The following is a 15,791-nucleotide window of genomic DNA, read 5'->3' as shown; positions in this document are numbered from 1 at the left end:
TCCTCGGACGCAAGGCGCTCGGCTCTCACGTCGGGTTCGCCGTCTCCGACCTGTCGACGGGCAAGCAGGTGTGGTCCTCGGGCACCGGCACCTTCGCGCCCGCGTCGACGCTCAAGCTCTTCACCGCGTTGGCGGCGGTGACGTCGATCGGCGCCGAGCACCGCTTCCGCACGACGGTCCTGCACGACACGACCGGCACCGGCACCGGAGGGTCGGTCACCCCCGGCACCGCCGCCCCGCCGGCGACCGACGCACCGTCGCCGGCACCCGCCCGCATCGTCCTGGTCGGTGGCGGCGACCCCTACCTGACCGCTACGTCCGGCCCCGAGGCCCGTGGGCCGTACCCGCAGCAGGCGTCACTCGCCCAGCTCGCCCGCCGGACCGCCGCCGCGCTGAAGGCCGACGGCGTCACGGAGGTCTCGCTGGGGTATGACCCGTCGCTCTTCACCGGCCCGGCGGTCAGTCCGGCGTGGGAGCCGACCTACATCACCTCGTTCGTCACCACCCCGGTCAGCGCCCTGTGGGTCGATCAGGGCATGGACGGATGGCGACGCAGCGCCAAGCCGGACCGTCAGGCGGCGCAGGTCTTCGCCCGGCAGCTGAGGGCCCGCGGCATCGCCGTCTCGACGGTCGCGAAGGCAGCACGGCCGGTGGAGTCGGAGGAGCTCGCTGCCATCACCAGCGCGACGGTGGCACAGATCGTCCAGTCGGTCATCGAGAACAGCGACAACCAGGCGGCCGAGGTCCTGCTGCGCCACATCGCGCTCGCCGAGGACCAGCCGGCGAGCTTCGCGGGAGGCGTGAAGGCGGTCGAGTCCGTGCTGAGCGGTCTGGGGATCCCGTGGCAGGGCAACACCGTCTACGACGGCAGCGGCCTCGCACGCGGCAACCGGGTCACCCTCGCGTCGATGCTCGCGGTGGTCACCTCGGGCTCGGAGCTGTTCGACCGCTATCCCGTCGCCGGTTTCAACGGCTCCCTCGCCGCGCGGTTCACCGCGACCGGGACGGAGCCCGCGCTCGGTGCCGTCCGCGCCAAGACCGGCACGCTGAGCGGCGTCCACAGCCTGGCGGGCACGACGACGACGCGTGACGGCACTCCCGTCGGGTTCGTCCTGATGACCGACCGGGTCCCGGTCCCGAAGACGCTCGACGCGCGCACGACCCTGGACCGGATCACCGCCCGGCTGTCGGCCTGCACCTGCGCTAGCGGCTGACCACCGCGGCGACCGCGTCGGCGACCTCGGTCGTACGCGCCGTCCCGCCGAGGTCCGGTGTCCGGGTCGCGGGCGAGCGGACCGTGGACCGCACCGCGGCCAGGAGGTCGGCCCCGGCTTCCTCGTGACCGAGGTGGTCGAGCATCATCGCCGCGGACCACAGAGCGCCGACCGGGTCGGCGACTCCCCGGCCCGCGATGTCGGGAGCCGAGCCGTGCACCGGCTCGAACATCGAGGGAAACGTCCGGGTCGGGTCGAGGTTCGCCGAGGGCGCGACGCCGATGCTGCCTGCCACCGCGGCCGCGAGGTCGCTGAGGATGTCGCCGAAGAGGTTGGAGCCCACGATCACGTCGAACCGCCCGGGCTCGAGCACGAGCTTCGCGGCGAGCGCGTCGATGTGCTCGGCATCCCAGCGCACGTCGCCGAACCGTTCGGCACGTTCGGCCACCACCTCGTCCCAGAACGGGAGCGTGTGCACGATGCCGTTGCTCTTGGTCGCCGACGTGAGGTAGCCGCTGCGGGCACGGGCAAGCTCGAAGGCATAGTCCACGACGCGCGTCACGCCCGCACGCGTGAACACCGACTCCTGCACCGCCATCTCGTCGGGGAAGCCCCGGTTGAGCCGGCCACCGATCTCGCTGTACTCGCCCTCGACGTTCTCGCGGACCACCACCAGGTCGACGTCACCGGCGCGGACGTCGCGCAGCGGACTGTCGACGCCGTCGAGCACCGCCACCGGGCGCAGGTTCACGTACTGCCGGAAGGTCCGCCGGATCGGGATGAGCAACCCCCACAGCGACACGTGGTCGGGGACACCGGGCCACCCGACGGCGCCCAGCAGGATCGCGTCGTACGGCTGGAGCAGGTCCAGCCCGTCCGCGGGCATCATCGCGCCCTGCTCCAGATAGCGGCGGCACGACCAGTCGAAGGTGTCGTACGCGAGGTCCAGCCCGTGCGACCGTGCGACCGCGTCGAGCGCCGTGCGGGTGGCGCTGACGACCTCCGGCCCGATCCCGTCGCCCGGGATCACCGCGATCTGCTGCGTCATCGTCGGCTCAGGTGCCCAGCCCGAGCACCGAGATCATCAACGGCAGGATGACGATGATGAGGATCGCGCCGATGACGTCGAACGAGATGCCCGAACGGATCATCCGCGTGATCGGGACCACGCCGGAGCCGTAGACGATCGCGTTCTGCGGCGTCGACACCGGGAGCATGAAGCCGAACGACGCCGCGAACGTCGCCGCCAGCGCGGGGACGAACGGGTTCACGTCGGCCGCCATCGCGATCGGGATGATGATCGGGACCACGACCGCCGCCGACGCCGTGTTGCTCGTGGTCTCCGAGACCGCGATCGCGAGCACCACCGCGAAGGCGGTGAGGAGGACCGCGCTGCTCAGACCCAGCCAGTTGTAGGCCCCGTTGCCGATCGTCTCGGCCAGGCCGGTCGAGGCGAGCAGCGATCCGAAGATGATGCCGGTGCCGAAGAGGACGACGGTGCCCCAGTCGATCTTGGTGGCGTCGCTCCAGCGGAGGGTGAACTCACGGTTGGCCCAGTCGGTGGGCAGCAGGAACAGCAGCGAGGCGCCCAGCACCGCGACGACGCCCTCGTCGAGGCGGTCGGAGACTGTCTCGTACGTCCCCGACTCGGTGCCGGCCACCAGCGCCACGATGCCCGGCAGGATCCACAGCGAGACGGTGACGACAAAGGCGAGGAGGGTGTTCTTCTCCGCGCGCGAGAGGGGACCGAGCTCGGCCTTCTCGGCGCGGACCCACTCGTCGACGCCCTCCAGGCGCTTGATCTCGGGCCGGTTCACCAGGAGGAGGACGACGGCCAGCGCGACGAACATCAGGGCGCAGACCGGGATCGCGAGCAGCATCCAGTCGAGGAACGCGATGGTCTCCCCGGTCGCCTCCTCGATCAGGCCGCGGCCGATGAGGTTGGGCGGGGACCCGACCGGGGTCAGCAGCCCACCGACGCTCGCGCCGTAGGCCAGCATCAGCATCAGCGCCGCGCCGACCCGGAGCCGCAGGGGATCGAAGTCCTCCTCGACGATGCCTTGGGACTGCATGAGCTTCGCGATGACGGTCAGGATGCCGATGGCCGTCGGGAGCAGCATCGCCACCGTGGCGGTGTTGGAGACGAAGGCCGAGAGCAGACAGGTGATGGCGCCGAACGCGATGATGACCCGCGTCGTGGACGTCCCCACGCCGGGCAGGTTGAGCACGAACATCGCGAACCGCTTCGCCAGCCCGTGCTTGAGCATCGCCTGGGCGAGGATGAAGGCACCGATGAACGTGAAGACGGTCGACGAACCGAACGGCGCCAGCGCGTCGTCAGCCGGGACGACGCCGATCAGCACGATCGCGGCGATGCCGATGAAGCCGCCGACCGGGATCGGGACCGCCTCGGTGACCCACAGGATCACGACGCCGACGAGGACCGCGGCCAGCTTGTGCTGCTGGTCGGGGAGGTCGAACGGGATCAGCAGCATGACGATCGTGGCGAGCGGCGCGAGCGCGAGACCGGAGGTGCGTCGCGCCTTCTCGAACCGCTCCTCCTGCGGTGACAGGCGTTGCTCGCCGAGACTGCGGTAGGTGGCGCTCCCGAGGAATGCCTGGTCCACGTCGGTGGTGTTCGAACCAGGCTCGCGGTCGACGGTGCTCATGGCATCTCTCCTGGGGTCGGCAGGGCGTCGTCGGTACGCAGTCGGTGTTACCGGGATCACACTGTCACAAAACGTCTCCCTTCGTGAGTGAGGACAGCCGCGTAGGCTCGGCGCATGACGCAGAGCATGATCGACTGGGACTTCGCGCTCGCCACGGCCGTACGCATGACGCGTACGGGCCCGGAGGTCGCCGGCGCCGAGGCAGCTGACGCCGTCGCCGAGCTGCGTGAGGGGGCGGCCCGCTCGGAGGGTTCGGTCCGGGAGTTCACAGGGCTGTCCGCGACCGCGGCCAGCGCCCCGATCCTGGTCGTCGACCGGCCGGGATGGATCGCGGCCAACGTCGCGTCCTTCGAGGTCGTGCTCGCTCCGATGCTGACGAAGGCGTCGCGTGCGGCGGCCGACCGCGGGCAGACGCCAGGCCGGATCGGTCGCTCCGTGGGCTCTCGGATCACCGGGGCCGAGCTCGGGGCCGCGCTCGCGTTCCTCTCCACCAAGGTCCTCGGTCAGTTCGACCCGTTCTTCACCGCTCCCGCCGGCGCCGACGGGGTGCCGGTCGGCGGCCGCCTCCTCCTGGTGGCGCCCAACGTCGTCCACGTCGAGCGCGAGCTTGACGTCGACCCGCACGACTTCCGCCTGTGGGTGTGCCTGCACGAGGAGACCCACCGGGTCCAGTTCACCGCCGTGCCGTGGATGCGTGCGCACGTCCAGGGGCTGATCGACCAGCTCGTCGACGCCACCGACATGGACCCCGAGGGTGTCTCGCGGTCGCTCGGCGAGCTCGGCAAGGCGGCCGGCCGGATGGTCAAGGGCGAGCGCGTCTCCTTGATCGAGGTGCTCCAGAACGACCAGCAGCGTGAAGTGGTGGACAAGGTGACCGGCGTCATGTCGCTGCTCGAGGGACACGCCGACGTCGTCATGGACGGCGTCGGCCCGTCGGTGATCCCCTCGGTCGCGCAGATCCGCAAGCGCTTCGAGAAGCGGCGCGGGAGCGGTGGGCCGCTGGACCGCATCGTGCGCCAGGTCCTCGGGCTCGACGCCAAGATGCGTCAGTACCGCGACGGCGCCGCGTTCGTCCGTACGGTCGAGAAGCAGGTCGGGCGCGACGGCTTCGACGCGGTGTGGGCGGCGCCCGAGACCCTCCCGTCCGCGGCCGAGATCGAGAAGCCCGATCTCTGGGTCGCGCGGGTCCACGGCTGAGGGCGTCCCCGTGGAGGGCGCGCCGCGCGGGAAGGGTCGGCTCGACCCGGCGGTCGCCCGCGGACGACGTGCGGTCGCCGGTGCTCTCGACGACCTCGCCCCGGGCACGGGGGTCCTCCTCGGGGTGTCGGGGGGAGCCGACTCGCTCGCGCTGGCGGCGCTGACCGCGTTCGTCGCGCCCCGTCGAGGCCTCTGCGCGCGTGCTCTGGTCGTCGACCACGGGCTTCAGGAGGGTTCGGCGAGCGTGGCTCGCGACGCCGCGGACGTCGTACGGCAGCTCGGGCTGGAGGCGGACGTGGAGGCGGTCGAGGTGGGTCGCTCCGGTGGGCAGGAGTCCGCCGCCCGGTCCGCGCGCCGTGCTGCGCTCGCATCGTCTGCGCACCGGCACGGGTGCGCAGCCGTCCTGCTGGCGCACACGCGTGACGACCAGGCCGAGACCGTGCTGCTCGGGCTCGCCCGAGGGTCCGGCGCTCGGTCGCTGGCGGGCATGGCGCCCCGCGCCGACCCGTGGCGGCGTCCGCTCCTCACGCTCACGCGTGCCGACACCGAGGCGGTCTGCCGTGCCTCGGGGCTGACCTGGTGGGACGACCCGCACAACGAGGACGAGCGGTACGCCCGGGTGCGCGTGCGGCACGACGTGCTGCCGGTCGTCGAGCAGGCCCTCGGCCCCGGCATCAGCGGGGCGCTGGCGCGCAGCGCCGACCTGCTCCGTGACGACGCCGACCTGCTCGACGGTCTGGCCGTCCACGCACGTCAGGAGGTCTCGCGGCCCGACGGCGGTCTGGACGTCGCCGGCCTGGCCGCGCTGCCCCGGGCGATGCGGACTCGCGTCCTGCGCGCTGTCGCCATCGACGCCGGCTGCCCGGCGGGAGACCTCACGGCCGCCCACGTCGCCGACGTCGAGGGTCTCGTCACGCGGTGGCGGGGCCAGGGCGGCCCGGCGCTGCCGGGCGGGGTCGCTGTGATCCGCGCCGCAGGCGCCCTGGAGTTCCGGAGGCCGAGCACCTGCGGCTGAGCCGTCTGTGTCACGCTGGTCACGTGGACGCATCGCAGATCGAGGGCGACCTCGCGCTCGACCAGACCTTCATCTCCGAGGCCGACATCCAGGCCCGGCTCCGTGAGCTCGCCGCCGAGGTGACGCGCGACTACGAGGGGCAGCAGCTGCTCCTCGTCGGCGTCCTCAAGGGCGCAGTGATGGTCATGGCCGACCTCGCGCGGGCTCTCGACCGCGACGTCGAGATGGACTGGATGGCCGTCTCCTCGTACGGCTCGGGCACGACGTCGTCGGGCGTCGTCCGGATCCTCAAGGACCTCGACACCGATCTCACCGACCGCCACGTGCTGATCGTGGAGGACATCATCGACTCCGGTCTGACCCTGTCGTGGCTCACCTCCAACCTGCGCTCGCGCAAGCCGGCGTCGGTGGAGATCTGCACCCTGCTGCGCAAGCCGGAGGCCCTGAAGATGGCCGTCGACGTGAAGTACGTCGGGTTCGACATCCCCAACGCCTTCGTCGTGGGATACGGCCTGGACTACGACGAGCGCTACCGCAACCTGCGCGACATCGCCACCCTGGCGCCGCACGTCTACTCCTCCTGACGCACCTCCTCGCCCCGTGCAGAGGGAACTCTGGGACACGTGATCGCGCGTTCTGGGAACATGAGCCAGGGTGCCGATCGTTGAAGCACCTGGGGACACGAGTCGTCCGGCCGCCGTGGTCGAGGCGTGTAACGTCGTTCACCGTACGCATCCCTACGCAGGAGGAGCGAGGCGCGGCCTCGGATCATGGACGTCAAACGCATCTTCAAGGGCCCGTGGCTCTGGATCATCATCAGTGTCATCGCGGTGCTCGCGCTGCTCCAGATCGTGTCGTCGAACAACGGCTACCAAGAGGTCAAGACCGCGACCATGGTCCGTTACTTCGAGCAGGGCAAGGTCTCGGAGGCCACGTTCGTCGGGGCCGGTGACAACGAGATCCGTGCCACGCTCGACGACGACAAGAAGGTGCGCGCCAACTGGCTCGGCAACCAGGGCAACCAGCTGCGCAAGCTCGCCGACCAGAGCGTCTCCGACAAGGAGATGAAGACGTACGACGTGCAGATCCCCAAGCCGAGCTTCCTCGGCAACCTGCTGGGCCTCCTGCTCCCGTTCGCGCTGATCTTCCTCCTCTTCATCTTCCTGATGAACTCCATGCAGGGCGGCGGCGGCCGCGTGATGCAGTTCGGCAAGTCCAAGGCCAAGCTCATCGCCAAGGACACGCCTCAGACGACCTTCGCCGACGTCGCCGGGGCCGACGAGGCGGTGGAGGAGCTCGGCGAGATCAAGGAGTTCCTCTCCGACCCGCAGAAGTTCCAGGCGGTCGGCGCCAAGATCCCCAAGGGCGTCCTCCTCTACGGTCCGCCCGGCACCGGCAAGACGCTCCTCGCGCGTGCCGTGGCCGGCGAGGCGGCGGTGCCGTTCTACTCGATCTCCGGCTCCGACTTCGTCGAGATGTTCGTCGGCGTCGGCGCGAGCCGTGTCCGCGACCTGTTCGAGCAGGCCAAGGAGAATGCTCCCGCGATCGTCTTCATCGACGAGATCGACGCCGTCGGTCGTCACCGTGGTGCCGGTCTCGGCGGCGGTCACGACGAGCGCGAGCAGACCCTCAACCAGCTTCTGGTCGAGATGGACGGCTTCGACGTGCGGGGTGGCGTCATCCTCATCGCGGCGACCAACCGTCCCGACGTGCTCGATCCCGCGCTCCTGCGCCCCGGACGCTTCGACCGCCAGATCGCCGTCGAGGCCCCCGACCTCAAGGGCCGTCTGCAGATCCTCACGGTGCACTCCCGCGGCAAGCCGCTGGCTGCCGACGTCGACCTCCAGTCCGTCGCGCGACGCACGCCCGGCTTCTCCGGCGCCGACCTCGCCAACGTGCTCAACGAGGCGGCTCTGCTCACCGCGCGCCAGTCCGACGCCCTGATCGACAACGCGACGCTCGACGAGGCGATCGACCGGGTCGTCGCCGGTCCGCAGAAGCGCACCCGCCTGATGAGCGAGCACGAGCGCAAGATCACCGCCTACCACGAGGGCGGGCACGCTCTCGTCGCCGCGGCACTCCCCGGCAGCGACCCGGTGCACAAGATCACGATCCTTCCGCGTGGCCGTGCCCTGGGTTACACGATGGTGCTGCCGGACGAGGACAAGTACAGCCAGACGCGGGCAGAGATGCTCGACGCGCTCGCGTACATGATGGGCGGCCGTGCCGCCGAGGAGCTCGTCTTCCACAATCCGACCACCGGTGCGGCCAACGACATCGAGAAGGCGACGAACCTCGCCCGCGCGATGGTGACGCAGTACGGCATGACCGAGCGGATCGGCGCGGTCCGTCTCGGCGAGAACAACTCCGAGCCGTTCCTCGGTCGCGACATCGGGCACTCGCGCAACTACTCCGAGGAGCTTGCGGCGATCGTCGACGAAGAGGTGACCAAGTTCATCTCGTTCGCCCACCAGGAGGCGTTCGACATCCTCGCCGACAACCGCGACGTGCTCGACGCCCTGGTCCTCGAGCTCCTCGAGCGCGAGACGCTCGACAAGGAGTCGGTCGCGCGCATCTTCGAGCCGCTGCGTCGTCGTCCGCCGCGTCCTCCCTGGACCGGCTCGGAGACGCGCAAGCCCTCCACGCTCCCACCGGTGATCTCGCCCAAGGAGATCAACGGCCACGAGCCGGAGCGTGACTCGGAGGAGGGCACGATCGTGCTCGCCCCGGGTCAGGGTGGGACCGACATCCACGGCCCGGGTGCCGACCCGACGGGAGGCACTCCCGAGCCGCCGTCTCCCGGAGACCGCTGAGGTGGCGGAGTCCGGCGGCGACGAGCCGACGAGGTCGCTCCCGACGTTCGACGCGGCGCGGGCCGAGGCGGCGGTCCGCGAGCTGCTGATCGCGATCGGTGAGGATCCTGGCCGAGACGGGCTCCAGGACACACCCGCGCGGGTCGCCCGGGCGTACGAGGAGATCTTTGCCGGCATGCGGCACGACCCGGCGGAGGTGCTGTCACGCACCTTCGCGGTCGACCACGAGGAGCTCATCCTGGTGAAGGACATCGAGCTGTGGTCGATGTGCGAGCACCACCTGGTTCCGTTCACCGGTGTCGCGCACATCGGCTACATCCCCGCCAGCGACGGGCGCGTGGTCGGGCTGTCCAAGCTCGCGCGCCTGGTCGACATCTTCGCCCGTCGCCCGCAGGTGCAGGAGCGGCTGACCACACAGATCGCCGACGCACTCACCAACACCTTGCGTCCCCTCGGGGTGATCGTGCAGCTCGAGGCGGAGCACCTCTGCATGACGATGCGTGGGGTCCGCAAGCCCGGAGCCAAGACGGTCACCAGCGCGGTGCGCGGTCAGCTGCGTGATCCGGCGACCCGGGCCGAGGCGATGGCGCTCATCAAGGGCGGCTGATGTTCGAGCGACGTGCCGTGCCGTTGCTGCCCGATGCCGGCCGATGCCAGGTGATGGGCGTGGTCAACGTGACGCCCGACTCCTTCTCCGACGGTGGGCGGTGGCTCGACGCCGAGGACGCGGTCCGCCGCGGCATCGCCCTCGTGGAGTCCGGCGCCGACATCGTCGACGTCGGTGGCGAGTCGACCCGCCCCGGAGCACAGCGCGTCGACGCCGCCACCGAGCTGGCCCGTGTCGAGCCGGTCGTGCGGGCGTTGTCCGAGCGCGGGGTGGTGGTCTCCGTCGACACCATGCGCGCCGAGGTTGCCGAGCGTGCGGTCGCTGCCGGCGCGCGCATCATCAACGACGTGTCCGGCGGCCTCGCCGACCCGGACATCCTCCAGGTCGCGGCCCGTACGGGTGTTCCGTACGTCGTCATGCACTGGCGAGGTCACTCGGCGCGGATGCAGGACGAGGACGCGACGGCGTACGCCGACCTCGTCCCCGACGTGGTCGCCGAGCTGCGCCGTTCGGTCGAGGCCGCGCTCGCCGCCGGCGTGCGCCCGGAGCAGGTCGTCGTCGACCCCGGCATCGGCTTCTCCAAGCGGGGGGACCAGAACTGGACCGTCCTGTCCCACCTCGCCGCCTTCGCCGAGCTGGGCTACCCGCTCCTCGTGGCCGCGAGCCGCAAGCGGTTCCTGGGCGAGCTGCTCGCCGAGCCCGACGGCGTCCGGCGAGACCCGCTGCACCGCGAGGCCGCCACCCTGGCTGTCACGGCGCTGGCAGCGGCCGCCGGCGCCTGGGCGATCCGTGTCCATGAAGTTCCCGACAACGCCGACGCGGTCCGCGTCGCAGAACGGTGGCGCCGTGGCTGACCAGCCCGACCCCGTGCTCCGCACGCACCAGGCCTTCTACGACGCGATCGAGCACGGCGACCTGGACCTCATGACGTCGCTGTGGCTGCCCGGCGACGAGACCGTGTGCGTCCACCCGGGGGCGGAGGCGATCCTCGGCACACCCACGATCGTGCGTTCGTTCGCGATGCTCATGGCCAACGTGGGCTACATCCAGTTCATCCTCACCGACGTCAGCGTTCTCCGACGCGGCAGCGTGGCCGTCGTCTCCTGCACCGAGAACGTCCTGTCGGAGGCGGCGGGCGAGGCGCCCACGGTCTTCGCGGGAGGGCGCGGCGTCGCGACCGACGTGCTGGTCGAGACACCGGTCGGGTGGAAGCTGTGGTCGCACCACTCGGGCCCGTTGATGGAGGGATGACCATGCCGCCAGACCTGGACCGGATCACCGTCACGGGCATCGAGGCGTACGGCTACCACGGAGTGCTGCCGCACGAGCGCGAGCACGGGCAGCGGTTCGTCGTCGACGTCGTGCTCGCGCTCGATCTCTCGCCCGCGGGGGAGACCGGGGACTTAGCCGCGTCGGTTCACTACGGTACGTTGTCGGAACGGGTCGCGGACGCCATCGCGTCGGACCCGGTGGACCTGATCGAGACGCTCGCGCTCCGGATCCTGCGGATCTGCTTCGGCTTCGAGCCGGTGCGGTGGGCGAGCGTCACGGTCCACAAGCCCGATGCACCGATAGCGGTGACGTTCTCCGATGTCGCCGTGACGATAGAGCGGAGCCGTACGTGACCGAGACGCCCAACCCGCACATGCCTGATGCCGACACGATGACCGGAGGCATGCGCCCGATCCGGCAGGCCGTGATCGCTGTCGGGTCAAATCTGGGAGAGCGGCTCAACAGCGTGCAGGGCGCCGTCGCGGCGCTCGCGGACACCCCCGGCGTCACCATCGTCTCCGTGTCGTCGGTGTACGAGACCGAGCCCGTCGACGCGCCCGAGGGCTCTCGCAACTTCCTCAACCTCGTCGTGCTCATCGACACCACCCTCACCGTGCACACGCTGCTCGACCGCTGCCTCGCGATCGAGGACGCGTTCGGTCGCGAGCGCGGTGAGAAGAACGCACCTCGCACGCTCGACGTCGACCTCATCGTGGTCGGTGACCGTGTCGCGAAGGACGAGCGTCTGACGCTCCCGCACCCGCGGGCCCACGAGCGCGCGTTCGTGCTGATGCCGTGGCTCGAGCTCGACCTCGAGGGTGAGATCCCCGGCAAGGGCTTCGTCGTCGACCTCGCCCAGGGCCTCGACACCTCCGGCGTGAGGCGGCGCGAGGACCTCGAGATCCTCCTCTGACGCCGATGCCTCCCCGTCCGCTCCGCCGGTCGTCGCCGGTCCAGCTCGCCGTCCTGGGAGTCGTCGGTCTCGCGGTCGGGCGAGGGTTACGGCCGTTCGTCGAGTGGCGTGGCGAGCCTGCGCCCACGGTGTCGTGGGTCGCCGCCGGCACGATGCTCTTCCTCGCCGGCGCGCTCGCGTTCCTCGCCTGGACGACCTTCCAGTCGCTGCACCGCGAGCGCCGCACGATGCACCCGACACGCGCCCTGCGGCTGCTCGCCCTGGCCAAGGCGTCGGCGATCGTGACCGCGTTGATCGCCGGCTACTACGTCGGTTTCGCGCTGTCCTTCGCCGGCGACATGGAGCTGGCGCTGCCCCGTGAGCGCGTCGTCCACTCCGCCGCAGCCGCCGTGGCGGCACTCCTCGCGCTGGCCGCGGCGCTCACGCTCGAGCGTGCCTGCGAGGTGCCCAAGGACGACGACGACGAGGACGCTCCGGCCCAGGCTTGAGACCGCTCTCGTCGCGGCGGTGTCGGTCGTCTGCGGCGGCGTAGTCGTAGCGTACTGTTCTGCCATGTCCCACGATCGCCGTCGTCAGCGCTCCACGCGCATCCTCGTCGCAAGCATGTTCCTCACGGCCTCTGCCGCGTTCGTTGCGGTTGCGGTGGTGACAGCCTCGCAGGGGACACTGATCGCGGCGGCGATCACGGCGGTCGTCGTCGGAGCGGTGGCCGCGCGCGTGGTCGCCGACGAGGTGATGGAGACGCGCCGCGAGTGGTTCAAGGACCGCGCCGAGCAGGCTCAGGCCTACCGTGACATCACCATCGACCGCACCCGCGAGAACATGGAGTTCGTCGAGGCGGTCAACGAGACCCTCTCGATCACGACCAAGCGGATCGCGGAGCTCAACGGCACCCTTCGGCTCGCCGAGGCGCGCACCGAGGAGACCGACGCTCAGCGCAAGCTCCTGCAGCGTGAGGTGGAGGCGCTGCGCGGAGAGCTCGAGGAGCCGGCGCCCTCGACCATGACGCTGTGGGACGGCGCCGACGTCCCCACCATCGTCGACCTGCTCAGCTGGGAGGCGACTGCCGCCGCTCGCGCGCAGGCGGCCGACGACGCGGAGCACGTCGCTCCGGCGGACGAGGCGACATTGCCCGAGGCCAAGGAAGCCTGACCGGCTCTCGCGGCCTCGTCAGACCGGCTCGGTCACCCGCACCGAGCGGCGCAGCGCCGCGTGCAAGGAGTCGGGGGTGAGCACGCCCAGCAGCCGCCGGTCGTCGTCGAGCACCGCCACCCATCCGGCGTCGTAGCGGAGCATCACCGACCACGCGTCCTTGAGTGTCGCCGAGCGGTGGACCGAAGCCTTCATCGGTCGTACCCGGAGGTCGCTCGAGCCCTCGAGGTGGTCCGAGGGCGCCCAGCCGACGAGCCGCTCCGCGTCGTCGACCACGAGCGCCGAGGACACCCCGGCCTCCTCGGCGACCCGCCGCGCGTCGGCGACCGTCGCGTCCTCGCGCACCAACGGGGCGTCCTCGAGGTCGGCGACGTCGATCGGCGTGACCGCGAGCCTGCGTAGCCCGCGGTCGGCGCCGACGCACTCGGCGACGAAGTCGTCGGCGGGCTTGCCGAGCACCGCGGCGGGTGAGTCGTACTGGCGGAGGTCTCCTCCGCCGGCGAGCACCGCGACGCGGTCGCCGAGGCGCACGGCCTCGTCGATGTCGTGGGTGACGAACATGACCGTCTTGCCCAGGTCGTGCTGCAGACGCAGGAACTCGTCCTGCAGCCGCTCGCGGACGATCGGGTCGACCGCGCCGAACGGCTCGTCCATGAGGAGGACCGGCGGATCGGCGGCGAGGGCGCGCGCTACGCCCACCCGCTGACGCTGGCCGCCCGACAGCTGGTGCGGATAGCGGTCGGCGTACGTCGACGGGTCTAGACCGACGAGGTCGAGCAGCTCGTCGGCGCGCGCTCGCGCCCGGCTGCGGTTCCAGCGCAGCAGCGTCGGCACCGTGGCGACGTTCTCGCGGATCGTCTGGTGCGGAAAGAGCCCCACCTGCTGGATGACGTAGCCGATGCCGCGGCGCAGCTCCACGGGGTCCGCCTTCAGCACGTCCTCGCCGTCGACCAGGATGCGGCCCGACGTGGGCTCGATGAGGCGGTTGACCATCTTGAGCGTGGTGGACTTGCCGCACCCCGACGGCCCGACCAGGGCGACGAGCGCCCCTCGGGGGATGGTGAGGGAGAGGTCGCCGACGGCGACCGACCCGTCGGGATACTGCTTGCCGACGTGCTCGAGCACGATCATCGCATCCTCGGTAGGTTGCATGACGTGAGCCTAGTCGCCGACGCGAGCAACGTCGCCGTGCTCGCCGCCGACCCCCCTTGCTACGCACGGACGGTCAACTCGTGGGTCTGCCCCGAGTACGTGACCCGCTACGCGCCGGAGCTGTGGGAGGCGACCGTCCAGCACGTGCTCCTCACGGTCACCTCGGTGGTGCTCGGACTGGTGCTCGCGGTCGCGCTGTCGCTGGCTGCCCGCCACCGTCCGAAGGCACGCTCGCTGCTCCTCGGCAGCACCACGCTCGTCTACACCATCCCGTCGCTGGCGATGTTCTCGATCCTCGCGCAGGCGACCGGTCTGACCCCGACGACGGTCGTGATCGGGCTCGCGCTCTACTCGCTGTCCATCCTCGTGCGCAACGTGCTCGCCGGGCTGGACAGCGTGCCGGACGAGGTGGTGGAGGCGGCGACGGGCCTCGGGTACGGGAGACTCCGGCTGCTGACGCGGATCGAGGCACCGCTCGCGCTGCCGATCGTGATGGCCGGCCTTCGCGTCGCCACCGTCTCCACCGTCGCCCTGGTGACCCTCGGCACGATCGTGGCCTACGGCGGACTCGGCAACATGCTCGCGAACGGCATCGACGACAGCTTCAAGGCGCAGGTGCTGACGACCAGCGTCCTGTGCGTCGTCCTGGCCGTGCTCCTCGACCTCGTCATCGTCGCCTTCGCCCGTCTGGTGACGCCGTGGACGCGAGGGGCCGCCGCATGAACGAGCTCGCCGGTGCGATCGACCTCCTCCTGGACCCGGAGAGCTGGAAGGGCAGCGACGGCCTGTGGACCCAGCTGGTCGAGCAGGTCCTGCTCACGGTGACGGCGCTGGTCCTCGTCCTCGTCGTCGGTCTCCCGCTCGCCCTCTGGCTGGGTCACCGCGGCCGGGGCGGCACGTTCGCCATCAACGTGTCCAACGTCGGACGCGCGGTCCCCGTCTTCGCGGTGCTCGGGCTCCTGGCGCTGGGACCGATCGGGACCGCCACGCTCGGGCCGTACGGACGCGCCGGGCTGGCCACGCTGATCGCGCTCGTGCTGTTCGGGTTGCCGCCGGTGATCACCAACTCGTACGTCGGCGTCCGCGAGGTGGACGCCGAGATCGTCGAGGCTGCCCGGGGGACCGGCATGAGCGAGTGGCAGGTCTTCCGTCGCATCGAGCTCCCGCTCGCGTCGCAGATGGTGGCCAACGGGGTGCGTCTCGCGCTCGTGCAGCTGTGGGCGACCGCCACCATCGCGGCCCTCGTGGCAGGGCCGGGCCTGGGCAACGTGATCACCTACGGCTTCAGCAACAACTCCTACGACTACGTCATCGCGGGCGCCATCCTCGTCGCGGGCGGCGCCCTCGTCCTCGAGGGACTCGCCGCCGTCGTCGAGCGGCGCGTCGACCCGATGCGTCGTGTCACCGGTTCCCGCCATGATGGTCTTGTCCAGATGCCGGAGATGACAGCCCGATCCCGAGACAGCACGGCCGCCGAGTCGTGACGGAAGGAACCCCGATGAAGAGCACGACACTGCGGCGCCTCCGACGCTCTGCCGCCGCCCTGGTCTGTGCCGCAGCGCTGGTCTCGCTGTCCGCCTGCGGAGACGACGACAACGGTGGAGGTGACAGCTCCCAGGGATCGGTGACCCTCTCCGGTCAGAACTTCACCGAGATGCAGATCCTCGCCGAGCTCTACACCCAGGTGCTCGAGAACGAGGGCTACGACGTGACTCAAAAGCTCGTCGACACCCGCGACATCTACATGGCGCAGCTGGCCGACAACAAGGTGCAGGTCGTCCCCGAAT

At 70.7% G+C, this 15,791-nt stretch carries 18 protein-coding genes; 15 read left to right on the top strand and 3 right to left on the bottom strand.

Translation table 11 applies throughout. From position 1 onward, the window contains the following. Window positions 1-1,214: D-alanyl-D-alanine carboxypeptidase/D-alanyl-D-alanine-endopeptidase (dacB, locus tag PV363_RS08490; RefSeq protein ID WP_301022118.1), on the top strand; the 1,214-nt coding region annotated here is incomplete at its 5' end. Here dacB and PV363_RS08485 read toward each other — a convergent pair. Next, entirely contained in the window at window positions 1,204-2,262 is a 1,059-nt protein-coding gene (locus PV363_RS08485; RefSeq protein WP_301022117.1) for a tartrate dehydrogenase, read from the bottom strand. The genes dacB and PV363_RS08485 overlap by 11 nt on opposite strands. A 7-nt stretch (window positions 2,263-2,269) precedes the next feature. After that, window positions 2,270-3,883, bottom strand: a complete 1,614-nt coding sequence (locus PV363_RS08480; RefSeq protein WP_220342261.1) for a DASS family sodium-coupled anion symporter — start codon at window positions 3,881-3,883, stop codon at window positions 2,270-2,272. 114 nt (window positions 3,884-3,997) lie between these two features. Here PV363_RS08480 and PV363_RS08475 point away from each other — a divergent pair, with 114 nt between their 5' ends. From PV363_RS08475 to PV363_RS08425, 11 genes are all read left to right on the top strand, one after another. Continuing rightward, window positions 3,998-5,080, top strand: coding sequence for a zinc-dependent metalloprotease (locus PV363_RS08475; RefSeq protein WP_301022116.1), 1,083 nt, complete (start codon window positions 3,998-4,000; stop codon window positions 5,078-5,080). 10 nt (window positions 5,081-5,090) lie between these two features. After that, a complete protein-coding gene (tilS, locus tag PV363_RS08470) occupies window positions 5,091-6,095 on the top strand; it encodes a tRNA lysidine(34) synthetase TilS (protein WP_301022115.1) in 1,005 nt (334 codons plus the stop codon). A 38-nt stretch (window positions 6,096-6,133) separates the two neighbouring features. After that, window positions 6,134-6,679, top strand: a complete 546-nt coding sequence (gene hpt / locus PV363_RS08465) for a hypoxanthine phosphoribosyltransferase (RefSeq protein WP_366525463.1) — start codon at window positions 6,134-6,136, stop codon at window positions 6,677-6,679. 186 nt (window positions 6,680-6,865) lie between these two features. Next, window positions 6,866-8,908, top strand: coding sequence for an ATP-dependent zinc metalloprotease FtsH (gene ftsH / locus PV363_RS08460; protein WP_220342258.1), 2,043 nt, complete (start codon window positions 6,866-6,868; stop codon window positions 8,906-8,908). A gap of 1 nt (window position 8,909) precedes the next feature. Beyond that, on the top strand, window positions 8,910-9,515 hold the full coding sequence (gene folE, locus PV363_RS08455; protein ID WP_220342257.1) for a GTP cyclohydrolase I FolE: 606 nt from the start codon (window positions 8,910-8,912) through the stop codon (window positions 9,513-9,515). Further along, a complete protein-coding gene (gene folP / locus PV363_RS08450; RefSeq protein ID WP_301022114.1) occupies window positions 9,515-10,369 on the top strand; it encodes a dihydropteroate synthase in 855 nt (284 codons plus the stop codon). The genes folE and folP overlap by 1 nt, the downstream gene beginning before the upstream one ends. Further along, window positions 10,362-10,766: a nuclear transport factor 2 family protein gene (locus tag PV363_RS08445; protein ID WP_301022113.1), complete on the top strand. Its 405-nt coding sequence runs from the start codon at window positions 10,362-10,364 to the stop codon at window positions 10,764-10,766. The genes folP and PV363_RS08445 overlap by 8 nt, the downstream gene beginning before the upstream one ends. Continuing rightward, window positions 10,763-11,140: a dihydroneopterin aldolase gene (gene folB / locus PV363_RS08440; RefSeq protein WP_220342255.1), complete on the top strand. Its 378-nt coding sequence runs from the start codon at window positions 10,763-10,765 to the stop codon at window positions 11,138-11,140. The genes PV363_RS08445 and folB overlap by 4 nt, the downstream gene beginning before the upstream one ends. Continuing rightward, on the top strand, window positions 11,137-11,700 hold the full coding sequence (gene folK, locus PV363_RS08435) for a 2-amino-4-hydroxy-6-hydroxymethyldihydropteridine diphosphokinase (RefSeq protein ID WP_220342254.1): 564 nt from the start codon (window positions 11,137-11,139) through the stop codon (window positions 11,698-11,700). Before folB ends, folK begins: the two co-directional genes overlap by 4 nt. A 5-nt stretch (window positions 11,701-11,705) precedes the next feature. After that, window positions 11,706-12,188, top strand: coding sequence for a DUF3180 domain-containing protein (locus PV363_RS08430; protein WP_220342253.1), 483 nt, complete (start codon window positions 11,706-11,708; stop codon window positions 12,186-12,188). A 64-nt stretch (window positions 12,189-12,252) separates the two neighbouring features. Continuing rightward, window positions 12,253-12,852, top strand: a complete 600-nt coding sequence (locus PV363_RS08425) for a hypothetical protein (RefSeq protein WP_220345445.1) — start codon at window positions 12,253-12,255, stop codon at window positions 12,850-12,852. Between the two features lie 18 nt (window positions 12,853-12,870). Here the strand turns inward: PV363_RS08425 and PV363_RS08420 are convergent, their stop codons facing one another. Continuing rightward, the gene (locus PV363_RS08420; protein ID WP_301022119.1) at window positions 12,871-13,983 is read right to left on the bottom strand and encodes a betaine/proline/choline family ABC transporter ATP-binding protein; all 1,113 of its coding nucleotides are present in this window, start codon (window positions 13,981-13,983) and stop codon (window positions 12,871-12,873) included. A gap of 24 nt (window positions 13,984-14,007) precedes the next feature. Between PV363_RS08420 and PV363_RS08415 the strand changes: the two genes are divergently transcribed. The 3 genes from PV363_RS08415 to PV363_RS08405 all read left to right on the top strand — a co-directional run. Beyond that, window positions 14,008-14,727: an ABC transporter permease gene (locus tag PV363_RS08415; RefSeq protein ID WP_301022112.1), complete on the top strand. Its 720-nt coding sequence runs from the start codon at window positions 14,008-14,010 to the stop codon at window positions 14,725-14,727. Continuing rightward, window positions 14,724-15,488, top strand: coding sequence for an ABC transporter permease (locus PV363_RS08410; RefSeq protein ID WP_301022111.1), 765 nt, complete (start codon window positions 14,724-14,726; stop codon window positions 15,486-15,488). Before PV363_RS08415 ends, PV363_RS08410 begins: the two co-directional genes overlap by 4 nt. 14 nt (window positions 15,489-15,502) lie before the next feature. Continuing rightward, window positions 15,503-15,791, top strand: a 289-nt coding sequence (locus PV363_RS08405) for a glycine betaine ABC transporter substrate-binding protein (protein ID WP_301022110.1), incomplete at its 3' end; no start/stop codon positions are given.

Origin of the sequence: Mumia sp. (assembly GCF_028803055.1) — a bacterium.
In the GTDB taxonomy this organism is placed as follows: Bacteria; Actinomycetota; Actinomycetes; order Propionibacteriales; family Nocardioidaceae; genus Mumia.
The sequence above is the reverse complement of the archived record's forward strand: the minus strand, read 5'-3'. Positions and strand labels throughout refer to the sequence as shown.

What these genes read in the sequence shown, in the direction of transcription:
- PV363_RS08485 (WP_301022117.1), bottom strand. Translation starts at nt 2,262, where the DNA reads ATGACGCAGCAGATCGCGGTGATCCCGGGCGACGGGATCGGGCCGGAG.
- PV363_RS08480 (WP_220342261.1), bottom strand. Translation starts at nt 3,883, where the DNA reads ATGAGCACCGTCGACCGCGAGCCTGGTTCGAACACCACCGACGTGGAC.
- folB (WP_220342255.1), top strand. Translation starts at nt 10,763, where the DNA reads ATGACCATGCCGCCAGACCTGGACCGGATCACCGTCACGGGCATCGAG.
- PV363_RS08425 (WP_220345445.1), top strand. Translation starts at nt 12,253, where the DNA reads ATGTCCCACGATCGCCGTCGTCAGCGCTCCACGCGCATCCTCGTCGCA.
- ftsH (WP_220342258.1), top strand. Translation starts at nt 6,866, where the DNA reads ATGGACGTCAAACGCATCTTCAAGGGCCCGTGGCTCTGGATCATCATC.
- PV363_RS08430 (WP_220342253.1), top strand. Translation starts at nt 11,706, where the DNA reads ATGCCTCCCCGTCCGCTCCGCCGGTCGTCGCCGGTCCAGCTCGCCGTC.
- PV363_RS08420 (WP_301022119.1), bottom strand. Translation starts at nt 13,983, where the DNA reads ATGATCGTGCTCGAGCACGTCGGCAAGCAGTATCCCGACGGGTCGGTC.
- PV363_RS08410 (WP_301022111.1), top strand. Translation starts at nt 14,724, where the DNA reads ATGAACGAGCTCGCCGGTGCGATCGACCTCCTCCTGGACCCGGAGAGC.
- folP (WP_301022114.1), top strand. Translation starts at nt 9,515, where the DNA reads ATGTTCGAGCGACGTGCCGTGCCGTTGCTGCCCGATGCCGGCCGATGC.
- PV363_RS08475 (WP_301022116.1), top strand. Translation starts at nt 3,998, where the DNA reads ATGACGCAGAGCATGATCGACTGGGACTTCGCGCTCGCCACGGCCGTA.